Source organism: Mycobacterium sp. 852014-50255_SCH5639931, assembly GCF_001665605.1.
Classification (GTDB): domain Bacteria; phylum Actinomycetota; class Actinomycetes; order Mycobacteriales; family Mycobacteriaceae; genus Mycobacterium; species Mycobacterium paraffinicum.
On sequence record NZ_LZSV01000011.1, the window covers coordinates 167,908 to 180,910 of the forward strand.

General features: G+C 67.5%; 8 protein-coding genes. 3 read left to right on the top strand and 5 right to left on the bottom strand.

What is annotated here, in order from left to right:
- Position 1: 1 nt before the first annotated feature.
- Positions 2 to 4,204: a type VII secretion protein EccCa gene (gene eccCa / locus A5758_RS06350; protein WP_067737867.1), complete on the top strand. Its 4,203-nt coding sequence runs from the start codon at positions 2 to 4 to the stop codon at positions 4,202 to 4,204.
- Here the strand turns inward: eccCa and A5758_RS06355 are convergent.
- Together A5758_RS06355 and A5758_RS06360 are read right to left on the bottom strand one after the other, a co-directional pair.
- Positions 4,188 to 7,046, bottom strand: a complete 2,859-nt coding sequence (locus A5758_RS06355) for an RND family transporter (protein ID WP_067738333.1) — start codon at positions 7,044 to 7,046, stop codon at positions 4,188 to 4,190. The two genes, eccCa and A5758_RS06355, sit on opposite strands and share 17 nt — an antisense overlap.
- Complete coding sequence (locus A5758_RS06360) at positions 7,039 to 7,419, bottom strand: hypothetical protein (RefSeq protein WP_067737870.1); 381 nt, start codon at positions 7,417 to 7,419, stop codon at positions 7,039 to 7,041. The genes A5758_RS06355 and A5758_RS06360 overlap by 8 nt, the downstream gene beginning before the upstream one ends.
- A 133-nt stretch (positions 7,420 to 7,552) precedes the next feature.
- Between A5758_RS06360 and A5758_RS06365 the strand changes: the two genes are divergently transcribed.
- Together A5758_RS06365 and A5758_RS06370 are read left to right on the top strand one after the other, a co-directional pair.
- Positions 7,553 to 8,770, top strand: coding sequence for a sensor histidine kinase (locus tag A5758_RS06365; protein WP_067737875.1), 1,218 nt, complete (start codon positions 7,553 to 7,555; stop codon positions 8,768 to 8,770).
- Positions 8,770 to 9,432, top strand: coding sequence for a response regulator transcription factor (locus tag A5758_RS06370; protein ID WP_067738336.1), 663 nt, complete (start codon positions 8,770 to 8,772; stop codon positions 9,430 to 9,432). Before A5758_RS06365 ends, A5758_RS06370 begins: the two co-directional genes overlap by 1 nt.
- Before the next feature lie 5 nt (positions 9,433 to 9,437).
- Here A5758_RS06370 and A5758_RS06375 read toward each other — a convergent pair whose 3' ends face one another.
- The 3 genes from A5758_RS06375 to A5758_RS06385 form a co-directional block, all read right to left on the bottom strand.
- Positions 9,438 to 9,626, bottom strand: a complete 189-nt coding sequence (locus A5758_RS06375) for a hypothetical protein (RefSeq protein ID WP_231987240.1) — start codon at positions 9,624 to 9,626, stop codon at positions 9,438 to 9,440.
- A 242-nt stretch (positions 9,627 to 9,868) separates the two neighbouring features.
- On the bottom strand, positions 9,869 to 11,218 hold the full coding sequence (locus A5758_RS06380) for an SRPBCC family protein (RefSeq protein WP_067737878.1): 1,350 nt from the start codon (positions 11,216 to 11,218) through the stop codon (positions 9,869 to 9,871).
- A gap of 10 nt (positions 11,219 to 11,228) precedes the next feature.
- The gene (locus A5758_RS06385; RefSeq protein WP_067737881.1) at positions 11,229 to 12,989 is read right to left on the bottom strand and encodes an amidohydrolase family protein; all 1,761 of its coding nucleotides are present in this window, start codon (positions 12,987 to 12,989) and stop codon (positions 11,229 to 11,231) included.
- Positions 12,990 to 13,003 lie beyond the last annotated feature (14 nt).

A 13,003-nucleotide genomic window follows, 5' to 3' on the forward strand; every position in this document is an offset into this window, starting at 1 on the left:
GATGTCCAAGAAAGCGTTTCCCATCAACCGAGTCAAGATCGAGCCGCCGAAACCCGTTCGGGTAGCACCGAATGCGCCGATCGCCTTGCCGGAGCGCGAGCCACGCAACATCTGGGTGATGATCGGGGTGCCGGCGCTGATCGTGGCGCTTATCGGCACCATTGTCATGCTCTACGTGTCCGGGGTCCGAAGTCTCTCCACCGGGTTCTTCCCTTTGATGGGTATCGGCGCGTTCAGCATGCTGGCGTTTTCCGGCCGCTTCGGGCGTGCGCGCAAGATCACCTGGGGCGAAATGGAAAAGGGCCGCCGCCGCTACTTGCGCGACCTCGACACGAACCGCGACGAGATCCAGTCCGCGGTGTGCGCGCAGCGGGAATGGCAAAGCGCGTTGCACTCCGATCCGCGTGGGCTCGGGGCCATCATCGGTGGGCCGCGGATGTGGGAACGCGGCCGCGGCGACGTGGATTTCCTGGAGGTGCGGCTGGGCACCGGGGTGCAGCACGCGCCCGACTCGGTGTTGTCGGTGACGTGGCCCGACATCGCCTCCGATGAGGAGCTCGAACCCGTCACCGGACAGGCACTGCGCGATTTCATCTTGGAGCAGCGCAAGATTCGCGACATCGCCAAGGTGGTCAACCTGCGGTCGGCGCCGGGCTTCAGCTTTGTCGGCGACGACCTGGACCGGCTGCGCTCGCTGATGCGTTCGGTGTTGTGCTCTCTTGCGGTGTTCCACAACCCGCGCGACCTCAAATTGATGGTGGTCACCCGCAGTCCCGAGGTGTGGTCGTGGATGGTGTGGCTACCGCACAATCTGCACGACGAGTTGTTCGACGCGTGCGGCTGGCGGCGCCTGGTGTTCACCACGCCCGAGGAGCTGGAGGAGACCCTCGGCGCCGAACTGCACATGAAGGGAAAGCGTGGCGCGTGGACGCCCCCCGCGGCGGCCAGCCCGACCGCGATGGGATCGGCGCTCGAAACCGGCGGCGACACGGTGGATCTGGGACCGCACCTGGTGATCGTCGACGACAACACCGGCAGTCCCGACGCGTGGGAGAGCGTGGTCGGGCAGGTCGGCAAGGCCGGAATCACCTTGCTGCGCATCGCGTCCCGAATCGGCACCGGCGTGGGCTTCGCGCAGGACCAGGTCTTCGAGATGGGCGAGCGGCACAGCGCGCCGGTCAACGGCGAAGTCAAATTCGGCCGGAACGGCTTCGACGCGGACGGCGAAGACGGCCGCCCGGCGCCCCTGCTGCGGGTGCGCGACAAGTTCTTCGCCCACGCCGACCAGCTGTCGCTCCACCGCGCCTACCGGTATGCGCGGGCGATGGCGCGGTGGTCACCGACCACGCGTAGCGAGATCGCCGATTCGACCGGCGGCGCCACCGAGTTGCTGCGCGCGCTGGGCATCGTCGATCCCCGCCAATTGGACGTCGACCGGTTGTGGGCCGAGCGGCGTGGCCGCGGTGACGAGAGATGGTGTGAAATCCCCGTCGGCGCGAAACCCACCGGCGAGCTGCAGAACGTCATCATCCGCGCGAAAGACTTCGGCGGCTTCGGATTTCACTCCGTGGTCATCGGCACCAGCGGCTCGGGAAAGTCGGAGTTCTTCCTGTCGTTGGTCTACGGCATCGCGCTGACGCACTCGCCGGAGACGTTCAACGTCATCTTCGTCGACATGAAGTTCGAATCGGCGGCCCAGGACATCCTGGGCCTCCCGCATGTGGTGGCCGCCCTGTCGAACCTCGGTAAGGACGAGCGGCACCTGGCCGAACGCATGCGCCGGGTCATCGACGGCGAGATCAAGCAACGCTACGAGCTGTTCACCTCGGTGGGCGCCCGCGACGCCAACGACTACGAAGAGATCCGGCTGGCCGGACGAGACCTGCCACCGGTGCCGGTCCTGCTCGTCATCGTCGACGAGTACTTGGAACTCTTTGCCAATCACGAGAAGTGGATCAACCTGATCATCCACATCGGTCAGGAAGGCCGCGGCGCCAATGTCTTCTTCATGTTGGGCGGGCAGCGGCTGGACCTGTCGTCGCTGCAGAAGGTCAAGTCCAACATCGCGTTCCGGATCGCCTTGCGCGCGGAGTCCGGCGACGACAGCCGCGAGGTGATCGGATCGGACGCCGCCTACCACCTGCCGTCGAAAGAGAACGGCTTCGCCTTGCTGAAGGTGGGGCCGCGCGACCTCGAACCGTTCCGCTGCTTCTACCTGTCGGCTCCCTTCGTAGTGCCCAAGGGCAAGGAAGTCGCGACCACCGTCGACATGACCCTGACCAAGCCGCGGCTGTACAACTGGCAGTTCCAGCCGCTCGAGGAATCCGACGCCGCGGCCCTGGAAGCGGCTGCCGCCGCGGACACCGAGCCCGACGAATTCCTTTACCACGATGACGGTTTCAAGCGGAAGAAGGTCGTCGACGTCCTGCGCGAGTCGCTGCACGACGTCCCGCACCGGTCGCCGCGCCGGCCGTGGCTGGAGCCGCTGGAGGACCCCGAGCCCGTCGACGTTCTGGTGTCGGCCTACCGCGGCAAGCCGTGGCATGTCGACTACGGCCAGAACGCGGGCCTGATGTTCCCGGTGGGCGTCATGGACATCCCCGAGGAGTCGAAGCAGATCGTGCACGCCGTCGATGCGCTGCGCAGCAACGTCATCGTGGTAGGCGCCAAGCAACGCGGCAAGACGACCACCCTGATGACGCTGATGTGCTCCGCCGCAACGATGTACAGCCCGGCGCGCGTGACGTTCTTCTGCATCGGCGGCGCGACCCTGGCCCAGGTGGCGTCGCTGCCGCACGTCACCGACATCGTGTCGCCGAAGGACGCCGAGGGCATCGAGCGGATCTTGAGCAGCATGGACGCGTTGATCGACGCGCGCGAGGATTCGTTCCGGCGGCTGAAGATCGACCTCGACGGCTTCCGTGAGCGCCGGTTCGCGCCGGGCAGTGACGGGCTTGGCGGTACCGACCCCACCGACCCCTTCGGCGATGTGTTCGTGGTGGTGGACGATTACGACGACGTGTATTCGAAAGACACCATCCTGGGCGATCGAATCATCTCGTTGAGCAGCCGCGGTCCCGAGTACGGGGTGCACGTGATGTGCAGCGCCGGCGGCTGGATCCACGGGCAGCGGCAGAGCCTGTTGCAAAACGCCACGGCGCGAATCCAATTGCGCCTGGCCGACCCGAGCGAAAGCCAGATGGGGCACTCGTCGCTGGAGTCGCGCGACGCCGCCCGGCGGACGCTGAGCCGCCCGGGCTTTGGTCTGACCGACAGCCTGCACGAGCTGCGAATCGGGGTCCCGGCGCTCGCCGATCCAGCCACCGGCGCGCTGGTGAGCATCATCGATGTCGGCGCGCAGATCGCCGACGTCGCGGGTGTGACCAAACATGCGACCTTGCAACGGCTTCCTCAGCGCGTCGAGTTGCGGGCGATCCTGGAGTACGACGCGGCGCATCGCAGCGGTGACGACCTGTCGATCGCGTTCGCCATCGGTGAGCGCCACGAACTTGGCCCGGTCCCGCTCAAGCTCCGGGAGAGCCCGGGCTTGATGATTCTGGGCCGCCAGGGTTGCGGCAAGACGCTGTCGCTCGTGTCCATCGGTGAGGCGATCATGAACCGCTTCGGCCCCGAGGAAGCGCAGCTGACGCTCATCGACCCGAAGACGGCCCCGCACGGTCTGCGGGATCTGAGTGGGCCCGGCTACGTGCGCGCGTACGCCTATGACCAAGACGAGATCGACGAGGTGATCACCCAACTCGCACAACAGATCCTGCTGCCCCGACTGCCTCCGAAGGGCTTGAGCCAGGAGGAGCTGCGCGCGCTCAAGCCGTGGGAAGGCGCCCGGCATTTTGTGCTGATCGACGATGTCCAGGACCTGCGCCCGGATCAGAGCTACCCGCCCAAGCCTCCGGTGGGGGCGGCGTTGTGGAAGCTGATGGAACGGGCCCGGCAGATCGGCCTGCACGTGTTCACCACCCGCAACAGCGCGAACTGGGCGACGCTGCAGATGGATCCGTGGATGCGGTTCCAGAATTCGGCGAAGGTCGGGCAGCTCTACATGGACAACGACCCGCAAAACCGGATCAACCGCTCGGTCCGCGCCCAGGCGCTCCCACCCGGGCGAGGCCTGCTGGTGAGCGCCGACGGCGACGTCGAAGGCGTGCTGGTCGGGATACCGTCGACGGTCATCCAACAGCAGTAGCGACCGGAACCGGTTGCTGCTCAGGGAGTTTCGTGGCACCGCCGGGCCGACCGGGGAGTGAGCGCGGCCACCAGAACCAGCGGCCCAGCAGCGCCACGATGGACGGCACGATGAACGCCCGCACGACCAGGGTGTCCAGCAACAGCCCGACAGCGATCGTCGTGCCGATCTGGGCGATGCTGAGCACGCTGCTGCTCAGCAATGCCAGCATGGTGAGCCCGAAGACGATGCCGGCAACGGTGACCACACCGCCGGTGCCGCCGAAGGCGCGAATGATGCCGGTCTTCAGGCCCGCTGCCGCTTCCTGTTTGATGCGCAACGCCAGCAACAGGTTGTAATCCGCGCCGACGGCGATCAGGGCGATGAACGCGATCGGGGCGACGGCCCAGTGCAGATTCTGGTGCAGCAGGTGCTGCCAAATCAGCACGCTGGCACCGATAGCCGACGCGTACGAGGTGACGACGGTCCCTACGACGACAAGGCCCGCGACCGGGCTCCCCAGCATCGCCGTGACGATCAGAAAGATGAGCACCAACGCGGCGCCCACGAGCAGCTTGGTGTCACCGGCGACGAAGCGCTGCAGATCGGCAGTCACCGGGCCGACGCCGGCAAGGTCGACCTCCACCGGCGTCAGGGTGCCTTCCTTGGTGGCCTCCTTGATGGCGGCGCGCACCTGGTCCGCCCGCTTGGCTCCGTCACCGCCCCACTCCGAACCGTCGCCGTAGACCAGCAGGTAAGCGGCGCGGCCGTCCTCGGAGATCAAGTGACTCAACGCGGTGGTGTACCGCGGATCGGTCAGTGCTCGCTGCGGCATATAGAAGTCCGCCGCCCCACTGCCCTGAAATTGCGTCGCTATCTCGTCCAGGTAGTCGGTCAGCTGACGCATCTGGGGTCCGAGCGTGTCGGTCAGGCCCAGTAGGTCATGGGTAGCCGAACGGGCCTGCCCCAACGCGTCTTTCATCGAGCTCACGCGCTGCGGCAGACTGGCCATCGCGGTAGCGGCCGTGCTGGAGCCGCTAGTCAGTTTCGCGGCGCCGGCGTCCAGGCGCGATGACGTCTGGACCAGGCTGTCGACCGGCTCGAGCACGCGGTCCACCGTGGAGCAGATCGGATTGGCGGCGCAGTCGGGCGTTCGCCCGACGAAGTCCCGCAGCGGGTCGAGGTAACCCGACACTGTCGTGACGTTGCGCTGCAGGCCGTCCATGCCGGCGCGCATGTCGTCGGCGGCACCGGACACCTCGGCTAATCCCGCACCGCCACCGCGCAATCCATTACCTAGCCCGTCCACCGCAACCTGGGTCTGCGCCAGCGCGCTGTCCAGCTCGGAGACCCGCTTGAGGCGCTGGGTCAGCGCATCCATGGAGTCGCCGAACTGGCGGCCGAGCACGCCGGCCTGATAGCTCAAAGTCGCCTGTTCGGGCACCTTGCCGTCGGGGCGGCTGGCGGACTGGACCGCGCGTACCCCCGGTACGGCCATGATGTGCCTGGTGATCCGCTCGATGGCGATCAGGCCGGCCGGGTTGCGCAGGTCGTGGTCGGCTTGGATCGCGACAACATCGGGCAACAGGGAGTTGGCGGCGAAATGCCGGTCTGCGCTGACATAGCCGCGGTTGGAGTCGGTTGCAGACGGCGTGGCGGCGGGTTCGTTGAAGCCGACCCGCATGCCGGTCAGCGGTAGCGCCACCAGCAGGGTCATCCCGCCCGCGGTGACCAGGATCGGTCCGGGCCAGCGCGCCACCGCCGTCCCCACGCGGCGCCAGCGCCGCGCCGTCTTCGACGGACGCGGTTCGAGATATCCCCGCCGGATGGCCAGGCTCATGAGTGCGGGTGTCAAGGTCAGCGCCGCGACCATGGTGGCGAGAATGCCGATGGAGCAGGGCAACCCGGCGCTCCGGAACGAGCCCACCTGGGCGAACACCAGGCAGGCCAGTGCCACCGACACGGTCAATGCCGACCCGATCACCACGGGCGCGATGGAACGGTAGGCCTCCGTCAACGCCTGGGCCGGCGCGACGCCGCGGCGGCGGCCTTCGTGGTAGCGCCCGACCAGGAAGATCGCGTAGTCGGTGCCCGCACCCAGGGTCATGGCCGCCATCAGCGCCACCGAAAATAGCGACACCTCAACCACATTGGACTGGCCGAGCGCGGCGACGACGGCGCGGGCCAGCGCCAGGGCGAGCCCCACCGAGACCAGCGGAATCGCGGCCGCGATCGGCGATCGGTACACCGCGAGTAGCAACAGCAAAATGAGACCGATGGTGGCGGCGGTGATTCCGAGCATCTGTCGATCGATCGCGGAGAACTCGTCGACGATCGTGGCGCCCGGCCCGGTGACATGGACTTCCAGGCCCGCCGGCGGTGAGAGGTTCTGGACGGTGGCGCGGACAGCGTTCACCGAATCGCGCGCCTGGGCGGTGCCGAGCATTCCGGCCAGCCGCACCATCACGCTGACGGCCCGGCCGTCCGAACTCTGCGCGCCGGCGGCGGTGGCGGGCTGCGACCACAGGTCGGTCACCGCGTACACGTGACGGTGATCGGAGCCCAGTGCCGTCGTCATCGCATTGTAGAACTGACGGTCGCGAGGCGTCAGCTCCTGATTGCGTTCTAGCACAACGTAAACGAAGTTGTTGCTCGGTGTCTGATCGAACAGCTGGGCGGCCCGCGAGGCGGCGACCGCGCTCGGCGCGTCCGTTGGCATGAATGACCTGGCGTGCGAGTCGACGACGCGCTCCAGTTGCGGGAACGCCAGGTTGGCGGTGGCCGCCACCAGGACCCACAGGCCGACGATCAGAACCGCGTAGCGGCCGGTGAGCCGGGTCAGTAATCCCCGTCCGTCATGCAACGGTCTGCCGATCGCCGGTCGGTCCGCCGAAGAGGCCGACCGCGACATGCTCGCCGCGCGTCAAGGAACGTACCCGCAGCGACCTGCGGGAGCCGATCCGTATCAGCGCGTGCAGGCCGGGCTCGGCGGCCTCGAGATCGGCCCGCACCTGTTCGGCCGCCACCCCCTCGTGCGCCGCCTGATCCAGCTTGGTCACCAGCATGGTGATCCACCGCTGTCCCAGCGAAAGGAGCAGCTCCTCCTCGTCACCGAAGAGCCGGGCCACCTCGGATGAGTTGGCGACCAACGCAAGTGCCGCCTCGGGATCGGCCTCCGCGGCCTTGATCACTTCGGCCATGAAGGCCATTCGGTCGTGCAGCAGTGTCCATGTCATGACTCGACGCTAGGAAATCGGTCGCCCGCTGCGCGTCGTGCCGAAGTGCAGTCTTTGCCTCCTACCACGGGCGGAGGCAATTGCCGCCCACGGCATGATGTGGGCAGGTAGCGCGCTCTTTTAAGATTGGACGATGTTGCGTACCGCAACGCGATATTTGCGTGAACAGTTTCGCCGGCGAAGCGAATTGATTCCCGTCGGCATTACCTGGGCGGCGCTCATCACCGTCGACGCAACCGAGGTGGTCGGTGGCGTGATCGCGATCCTGCAGCGACCCACCGCCGACTTGCCCGTCGCGCTGGCCGCGTTCACGGTATGCATCTCACCGACGCTGATGTTCTTCTTCCTGAACATGAAGCTCAGCCCTGTGCTGATGTGGGCGACCTGGTCGACGGCCACCGCCATGATGCTGTTCGGGACGTCGACGCCCATTCACGCCGATTTCGCCCCGGCGCTGATGGTGCTGATGGTCTTGTCGGTGACGACGTTGAGTTCCATTGCGGCCGGCTTGCTGTCCGCCGCGTCGGCCACCGCGATGCTGCTCGCCGCTTCCGCACTGCACCGCCTGGACGCGGTGGTGCTGTATCTGGGCTTTGTGGCGGCGGGTTGGCTGCTCGGCTACCTCATGCGCGCGCAACGGTTGCTGCTGGCCGAGCAGATCGAGGCGCAGAAGATGCTGGCCGAGCACGCCGCCGCCGACGAGCGCCGGCGCATCGCCCGCGAGGTGCATGACGTCATCGCCCACTCGCTCAGCATCACCTTGCTGCACGTGACGGGCGCGCGTCGCGGACTGCAGGAGGACCGCGACGTCGACGACGCGGTCGAGGCGCTCGAACAGGCCGAACGCCTGGGCCGGCAGGCAATGGCCGACATCCGGCGCACCGTCGGACTGTTGGACAGCTCGCCCACGAAATCCGCGCAGACCACGCCCGAGCCCGGCATCGACGACGTCGGCGTCCTCGTCGCGGATTTTCAGCGCGCCGGCCTGGACGTCGTGCTGCGCATCGACGGCGCCACCGAACGCGTCTCGGCGGCGGTCGGCCTCGCGCTGTACCGCATCACCCAGGAATCCCTGACGAACATCGCCAAACACGCACCGGATTCGAAATCGACAGTGGCGCTGAATATCTCGGTGGGCTCGGCGAGTCTCACAGTCGACAACCGGTTACCGGCGGCGATCGCCGCCCCGCATTCGGCCGAGGGGCGCGGGTTGCGCGGCATGCGCCAGCGTGTCGAGCTGCTGGGCGGGGCCATCGATGCCGGCCCGACCCACGACGGATGGTCGGTGCGCGCCGACATACCGCTGCACGAAGGTGATGCCGGCTGGCGCCCGTGGTGGTGCAAGGCGTGATCCCACATACCTTAGAGACTCCCGAGATCACCGCCCTGCTCGTCGACGACCAGGAGCTGGTGCGCTCGGGGCTACGCCGGATCTTGCGGCGCAAGGACGGTTTCGTCATCGTCGCGGAATGCTCCGACGGTGACGAGGTGCCGGCGGCGGTGGCCGAACACCGACCCGACGTCGTGGTGATGGACCTGCGCATGCGCCGAGTCGACGGCATCGAGGCGACTCGCAGGCTCGGGGGCGCGCCCCCGGTGCTGGCGCTGACCACATTCAACGAGGACGAGCTGCTGTCCGAGGCGCTGCGCGCAGGCGCGGCCGGCTTTGTGCTCAAGGACTCGTCCGCCGAGGAACTGATCCGTGCCGTGCGCGCGGTCGCCAGGGGCGACAGCTACCTGGATCCCGCGGTCACCGCGCGCGTGCTCACCACCTACCGCAGAGCCGCCCCGGGTCCGCGTGGCACCGCGATCGGGGAGTTGACCACTCGCGAGCTCGACGTACTGACATTGATAGGCCGCGGCCTCTCCAACGCCGAGATCGCCGACCAACTCTGCATCTCCGGCGTCACGGTCAAAAGCCATATCGGCCGGATCTTCGGAAAACTCGACCTGCGCGACCGCGCCGCGGCGATCGTCTACGCGTACGACAACGGCATCGTCGTCCCGCGCTGAGGGGCCTAGAGGGGCGCGCCCTGATCGGCCAGGTTCAGCAGGCCGTAGGCCATGCACATCAGGAAGTTCAACACCACCAGGACCAAACCGGCGAACATCAGCGAGCGGGTGCCCTGTCGCTTCAGCCGCTTGTACCGCGCGGCGCGTGTTTCACGCTCGAACCGTAGGGCGATCAGCGCGAAATTGATGTCCATCGCTTCGTGAGCCGCAAGGGGCGCACCAGCCAGCATCTCCCTCACGCGGTCGGGAGCGGTTCGGACGCCGACGCGCTCGAAGTTCTGGCACATTCGCCGCGCGCGTCTTCGCGCGAGTGGTTGATATCGCATCTGTAGCTGATGCGCGAGTTGCCCTCGGTCGTCCCCCCACGGGTTTGACGGGGTCATCACGAAACGGATTCTAAATCGCATCCGACCGATTACGGCGTGTCTACACGAATTTATGTTGGCGACGGTTGATTCGCCGGGCCGCCGCTCATTCGCTCAGACTGGGGTAGATCCAGATAGCGCTCCAGGTTGCGGTGCATGTTGATCACGCGACGCTCCTCGCCGGACAGCACCAGGTGGGTGAAGCCCGGTTGATGCATGCCGCGCTGCAGTCCGGCGAGCAGCCGGATGTCTTGGGTAAGTACCACGCCGGGCTCGGCCTCACCGGCGGTTACCCGGACATCGGTCGGCTTGGCGCGCGCGGCGCCCGGCGGCATCCGCGTCATCAGGAACATGACCAGCTCGCCCCTGTCGGGATCGGGGCCGGGGCGCGAGCACATGACCGTCAGGTGATCGGCGTTGGCCAGCAGCGTCATGTTGGGGAAGACGTTGTACTGGTGCAGGCGGGTGATCCGGTCCGTGTCGGCCCAGTCGAGGTCCACGCCGCGGGTCGCGGCGTACGCCCGGGTGTGTGCGGCGATCAGATCCTGGACCGTCTGCCCGGGGCGGCGTTCGGCGCCGGGAAAGGGGGTGCCTTCGGCGGCTCCCATGAGCGCGCCCTGCGTGTAAACGTAAGCGTCCCAGACTTCTTCGTCGCTCAGCGCGCCGTCGAAGCGTGGGCTCTGTACCCCGTAGGGCTGGTCGGATTTTCCGGTGTGGCCCCAGATCTGTTGTGGCGCATGGATGTCGTCGACGCAGCGCAGCAATTCCGGGTGCAGCGTCTGAATGTGGTAGGTCTCGCTGTAGCCGTCGGCGATCGTCTTCCAGTTCGCGTCGACCTCGACGGTCAGCGTGGCATAGCAGCGGAAGTCGCTCAGCCGGCACCAGGCGATGTCGTCGGGCACCGCCTCCAGGAACTCGAGCAGCGGCATCGCGTCGACGTCGGGATTGACGAAGACGAGTCCCTCCCAGGTGTACACCCGCACCGGCACCAGCGGGAAGTCAGACATCTTCAGCGACCCGAAGCCCTTGCGGTTGGGCACCCGCTTGAGCGTGCCGCCCAGGTCCCAGGTCCACCCGTGATAGCCGCACTTGAGCTCCCGCAGCCCCGAGCCCGAACCCACGCACACGGAGTTGCCGCGGTGGCGGCAGGCGTTCTGGAAAGCGCGCAGCACCCCGTCGTCACCGCGCACGATCAGCACACCGTATGGGCCGCAGCGGTATTCGAAATAGTCGCCCGGCTCGGCGACGTGGTCGACCATGCACGCCAGCTGCCAGACCTTCGGCCACATTCGCTCGACCTCGAGTGCGGCGAACGCGGGGGAGTAATAGCGCTGCGCCGGCACCAGGGTCGGGCTTTCCGGCGGGGTGCCGATCGCGTCCTCGTCGCGGGTGCGGGTCGGGTGTCCGGCGGGCGCGTTCATGCGGGGAGCCTTAACGCGCTCCGCGTACCAAACGTCCGGGACGGGCCCCGGTGTCGACGTCGTCGCGCCGGGTCACGGTCCCGCTGACGATGGTGGCCGCGTATCCGCTCGCCCCCTGCAGGATCCGGTTACCGCCGGCGGGCAGGTCGAAGGCCATCGCGGCGGGATGCAGCGTCAGGGCGTCCATGTCGATGACGTTGATGTCGGCCTTCTTGCCCGGCTCGATGGTGCCGCGATCGGTGAGGCCGAAGAGGTGGGCGGTGTCGCGGGCCTGCTTGCGGATCACGTACTCCAGCGACAGCTTCTCGCCGCGGCGCCGGTCCCGCGCCCAGTGCGTGAGCAGGAACGTGGGATACGAAGCGTCGCAGATCATCCCGCAGTGGGCGCCGCCGTCGGAGAGCCCGAGCACGCCGGCCGGGTGCAGCAGCATCTCCCGGATCGCGTCGCAGTTGCCGTCGGCGTAGTTGAACAAGGGGAGCATCAACATGGCGGTCGCGTCCGACTCGAGCATGAGGTCGTAGAGGGTGGACAGCGGGTCCTCGCCGCGGGCCTCAGCGATGGCCGCAACGGTGCGATCCGGGGTGGGCTCGTAGTCCGGCGGGTTACCGAGTGAGTAGAGGCGATGCAGGGAGTGCTGCACCAAAGCGAACATCCCGTCGAACAACAGGGTCGGGTCGGCGGGTAGGTCGTCCTCGGAAAGGATCGCGGCCTTCACCGCGGGGTCGGCCAGGCGCCGCGCGAGTTCCTCACGGCCGCATTCGGCCTGCAGTCGGCGGTAGGTGGGCCGGTGGCTGAAGCCGTGGTGGCCCTGGAATCCGATCATCATCCCGAACGGGCGCGCCGCGACTTGCGGGTACAACCGGCTGCCCGCAGAATGCGCGTCGGCGGAAAGGTCGAGCATCTCGCGCCACAGGTTCGGATCGGCGTCCACCTGGATGAGGGCGAACGACACCGACCGGTCGATCTCGCCGCTCAACCGCCGCATCCAGTCCAGTTCCTTTTTGGGGGCGACGATGTCCTCGCCCGCCGATCCCTGCGGCGCCAGCTCGAACACCGCCTGGCCGCCGGCGGCCATGGCCCGTCCGAGGCCGAACAGTTCATCCTCGGCGGCGTAGGTGCCGGGGACCGGTTCGCCGTCCATCGCGCGGTGCCCCATCGTGCGGGAGGTGGAAAATCCGAGCGCGCCGGCCTCGATCGCTTCCCGAACCAGCCGGCCCATGGCATCGATGTCCTCTGGGGTGGCCGGCTCGTTGCGCGCACCCCGCTCGCCCATCGCGTAGGCGCGGATGGCGCCGTGGGCGACCTGGCTGCCAACGTCGACCGCGAACTTGTGCTTGCCGATCGCGTCCAGGTATTCGGGATAGGTTTCCCAGCCCCAGGTGATGCCCTCGGTGAGCGCGGTGCCGGGGATGTCTTCCACGCCTTCCATCAGCTCGATCAGCCACTTCTCGGTGCCGGGCCGCACCGGCGCGAAGCCGACGCCGCAGTTTCCGGTCACGATCGTGGTGACGCCGTGGCCGCTGGACGGCTCGAGCAAGCTGTCCCAACTCACCTGGCCGTCGTAGTGGGTGTGGATGTCGACGAAGCCGGGCGCAACCACCCGGCCGGTGGCATCGATGGTTTCGGCGGCCTCACCGCCCATCTCAGGGGCATCGTCCCCGCGGCGGACGACATCGACGATCTTGCCGTCCTTGATGCCGACGTCGGCGCGATAGCGCTCCGCGCCGGTGCCGTCGACCACGGTGCCACCAACGATCTTCAGATCGAACATGAGACTCTCCTTGC